At 69.1% G+C, this 3,304-nt stretch carries 5 protein-coding genes; 4 read left to right on the top strand and 1 reads right to left on the bottom strand.

Annotated elements, in window-relative coordinates; genetic code table 11:
• Window positions 1-30: 30 nt before the first annotated feature.
• Together B3587_RS03365 and B3587_RS03360 are read left to right on the top strand one after the other, a co-directional pair.
• Entirely contained in the window at window positions 31-1,068 is a 1,038-nt protein-coding gene (locus tag B3587_RS03365; RefSeq protein ID WP_228178029.1) for an AMP-binding protein, read from the top strand.
• A gap of 11 nt (window positions 1,069-1,079) precedes the next feature.
• A complete protein-coding gene (locus B3587_RS03360) occupies window positions 1,080-2,060 on the top strand; it encodes a 1,4-dihydroxy-2-naphthoate polyprenyltransferase (RefSeq protein WP_374198010.1) in 981 nt (326 codons plus the stop codon).
• Here the strand turns inward: B3587_RS03360 and B3587_RS03355 are convergent.
• Window positions 2,007-2,348 (bottom strand): DUF4229 domain-containing protein, encoded by a 342-nt coding sequence (locus tag B3587_RS03355; protein WP_292726546.1) that lies wholly within the window; start codon window positions 2,346-2,348, stop codon window positions 2,007-2,009. The genes B3587_RS03360 and B3587_RS03355 overlap by 54 nt on opposite strands.
• 94 nt (window positions 2,349-2,442) lie before the next feature.
• Between B3587_RS03355 and B3587_RS03350 the strand changes: the two genes are divergently transcribed.
• The gene (locus tag B3587_RS03350) at window positions 2,443-2,862 is read left to right on the top strand and encodes a PLD nuclease N-terminal domain-containing protein (RefSeq protein WP_228177877.1); all 420 of its coding nucleotides are present in this window, start codon (window positions 2,443-2,445) and stop codon (window positions 2,860-2,862) included.
• Window positions 2,822-3,304, top strand: a 483-nt coding sequence (locus tag B3587_RS03345; protein WP_292726543.1) for a thiamine pyrophosphate-binding protein, incomplete at its 3' end; no start/stop codon positions are given. The genes B3587_RS03350 and B3587_RS03345, both read left to right, overlap by 41 nt.

Below are 3,304 nucleotides of genomic sequence, written 5' to 3'. Positions count from 1 at the left end.
TCCTCCTGCAATCGGGACGCGCAGGCGCTCGTGGAAACAGTGCGCGACGCGCTCGCCGAGGTTCCGGGGTCAGATCTCGAGCCGGCGGTGATCGTCGAGACCTCCGGCTCGTCGGGCTACCCCAAGTCGGTCGTGCTTCCGATCGGCGCGCTGCGCGCCAGCGCCACAGCGACGGCAGAACGGATCGGGTCCGGGTCCTGGGTTCTCGCGCTCGAGCCGACGTATGTCGCCGGTCTCCAGGTGCTCGTGCGCAGCATCCTGGCGGGGACGGACCCGGCCGTCATCCCTGCCTCGTTCACGCCCGAGCAGTTCTTCGAGGCCGCCGCGGGACTCGACGCTCCCCGGTACACGTCGCTCGTGCCCGCCCAACTCACCCGGCTCCTAGATGCCGCAGCCCGCGATCCCGCGGTCGCAGACTGCCTGCGCGGGTTCGAAGCGATCCTCGTCGGCGGCCAAGCGCTGCCAGCGGCGGAGTTGCAGCGTAGCGCCGCTCTCGGCATCCGGATCGTGCGCACGTACGGCTCCAGCGAGACCAGCGGCGGATGTGTGTACGACGGCGTGCCGCTGGCCGGAGTGAGCATACGTGTCGAGGGCGGCGAGGTGCAGATCGCGGGACCGGTTCTCGCGTCCGGGTACCTCGACGATGACGAGCGAACCGCGAAGGCCTTCGTCACGGATGCCGACGGCACCCGCTGGTACCGCACCGGCGATACGGGCACGTTCGACGGCACCCTCCGGGTGACCGGGCGCCGCGACAACGTCATTGTCAGCGGTGGCATCAACGTGTCGCTCGACCGCGTGGAGCGCGTCGTGCGCACAGTCCCGGGACTCGAAGCTGCGGTGGTGGTTCCCGTGACGGATGCCCGCTGGGGACAGGCCTCCGTCATCGTCGTCGAAGGGAGCGGCGCGGCCGTGGATGACGCGCTCGCCGAGGCACGCACGCGGGTGGAGTGCGAGATCGGTGCCCCGGCGCGGCCCCGCGCCATCGTCAGGGTCGAACGGATGCCGCTCCTGCCCTCGGGCAAGCCTGACCGCGTCCGGCTCCGCGAGCAGATCACGACGCTCTAGGATTGCTCCCCGTGGCAGCACCCTCCAAGAAGAAGCGCTCGCGGTCTCGCACGAAGCCGCATCCGGGTTCGACCAATCACGCTCGTCGCGACCACCGTTCGCCCGTCGCCGCCCCCAAGCCTGCGACGCTGCGTGACTGGATCGGTGCAGCCCGCCTGCGGACGCTCCCGCTGGCAGTCACCCCGATCCTCATCGGCACAGGAGCAGCACTTCTGATCGAGCGTCCGATGCACTGGGTCATCGCTCTGGCGTGCCTCGTGGTGTCGGTGAGCCTGCAGATCGGGGTGAACTACGCCAATGACTACAGCGATGGCGTGCGCGGCACGGATGCCTACCGGGTGGGGCCGGCTCGCCTGACCGGAGCCGGCAAGGCGAAGCCCCGGACGGTGCTGATCGTCGCGCTCGTGTACTTCGCGATTGCCGGTCTTGCGGGCCTCGCCATCACGATCCGCACCGAACAGTGGTGGTTCCTCGCGGTCGGTACCGCCTGCATCCTCGCTGCTTGGTTCTACACGGGCGGCAAGCGCCCCTATGGCTATGCGGGCCTCGGTGAACTGTTCGTGTTCGTCTTCTTCGGCCTCGTAGCAACGCTCGGCACGACGTGGGTGCAGGTGTTCGCGCTGCCGCAGGAGGCCTGGTTCGGTGCGGTCGGGGCGGGCCTGCTCGCGTGCGCCGTGCTGCTCGCAAACAACCTGCGCGACATCGATCAGGATCGCGTCGCCGGTAAGCGCACGCTCAGTGTTCTGATCGGGCGCCGCGCCACGCAGGTGCTGTACACCGTGTTCGTGCTGGTCCCGTTCGGGATCGCGGGCTACCTTGCGGTCTTCTACCCGATCGCGTGGTTGACCGCGATGGCGTTGCTGCTCGCGCTTCCCGCGATCCTCATCGTGTGGACCTACCGGCAGCCGCGCGAGCTCGTCATCGCCCTGGCGTTGACGTCAGGAACGTCGCTCGCTTTCGGAGCTTTCCTCTTCTGGGCCTTCGCCGGCTGACGGCGCGGGTGCTTCGTCGGCAGCCGGTGCGTCTTCGAGGGCGGCATCCTCAACCTGCTCGTCGGTCGGGTCAGTACGGCGCGCCCTGCGCTCGGCAAGCGATGCCGACACCTCATCGAGGGGGCGGCGCAGGAAGATCACCGAGAGGCTCAGTCCGATGAGCGCGGCGAAGATCGCCGACAGCCAGTAGAACTCGCGGCCGATGGGCAACAGCATCAGGATGCCGAACGGGACGAGGAAGAACAGGATGCGCAGCACCGTATAGAGCCAGAAGGAGCGCGCGTTCACCCCTCCATCGTAGGCGTCGGGCGCCCTGCCGCCGTCCGCCCCGGTCAGCGCCCGCAACCAGCCCCGGCGTGTCGAACCGACCTAGGATGGAGGTGTGCCCCGCGTGCTGTTGATTCTGGCGTTGGTGGCGACCGCGTTCTGGGTCTACACCATCGTCGATTGCGCTGTGCAGCCGCCGACGCGGCACCGCGGCGTGAGCAAGCCGCTGTGGATCGTCATCGTCCTCGTGCTTCCCGTGATCGGCGGGGTGCTGTGGTTGCTGGTCGGTCGCGCACGACGGTCCGCGGTTCACGCCACGCGCGCCCCGGATGATGACCCCGAGTTCCTGGGCCGCATCGGCACGATCTCGGATCAAGACGAACGAATTCGCCGGCTCGAGGAAGAGCTCGCACTGCTGGATGCCGAAGATGCGTTGGACGGTCCGACGGATGCTGACACCGTGACCGATCATGAGGCGGCATCCGCCCCGCGCGATGACGACGACGAGCCCCGCGGGTCTCGCGGCGCCGCCTGACGGGCATCCCGTGAGCGACCTGGTCGGTGGGGGCACCCGTTCGCCCGCGACGGATGCTGCAGCGGCCCTGCTCGATCAGCTGATCGCGCGGGGAGTGCGCGATGTCGTTCTCAGCCCGGGTTCGCGCTCGCAGGCTCTGGCGCTCGCCGTTGCCGACGCCGAGGAACGGGGCCTCCTGCGGTTGCACGTGCGCATCGACGAGCGGGTCGCCGGGTTCACCGCCCTGGGAATCGGTCGCGAGACACGGATGCCGGCAGCTATCGTCTGCACCTCCGGCACTGCGGTGGCAAACCTCGCGCCCGCCGTCCTTGAGGCCCACCACTCCGGGGTGCCCCTGCTTCTGCTGACCGCCGACCGACCCCCGGAGCTGCGGGGAGTCGGGGCGAACCAGACGACGCGTCAACCTGGCATCTTCGCCCCCAACACGCGGTTCGAGCTCGAC

Source organism: Microbacterium sp. UBA837, from assembly GCF_002296025.1.
Classification (GTDB): Bacteria; Actinomycetota; Actinomycetes; order Actinomycetales; family Microbacteriaceae; genus Microbacterium.
Note: the sequence above shows the minus strand (reverse complement) of the source record. Positions and strands in the feature narration are given on the sequence as shown.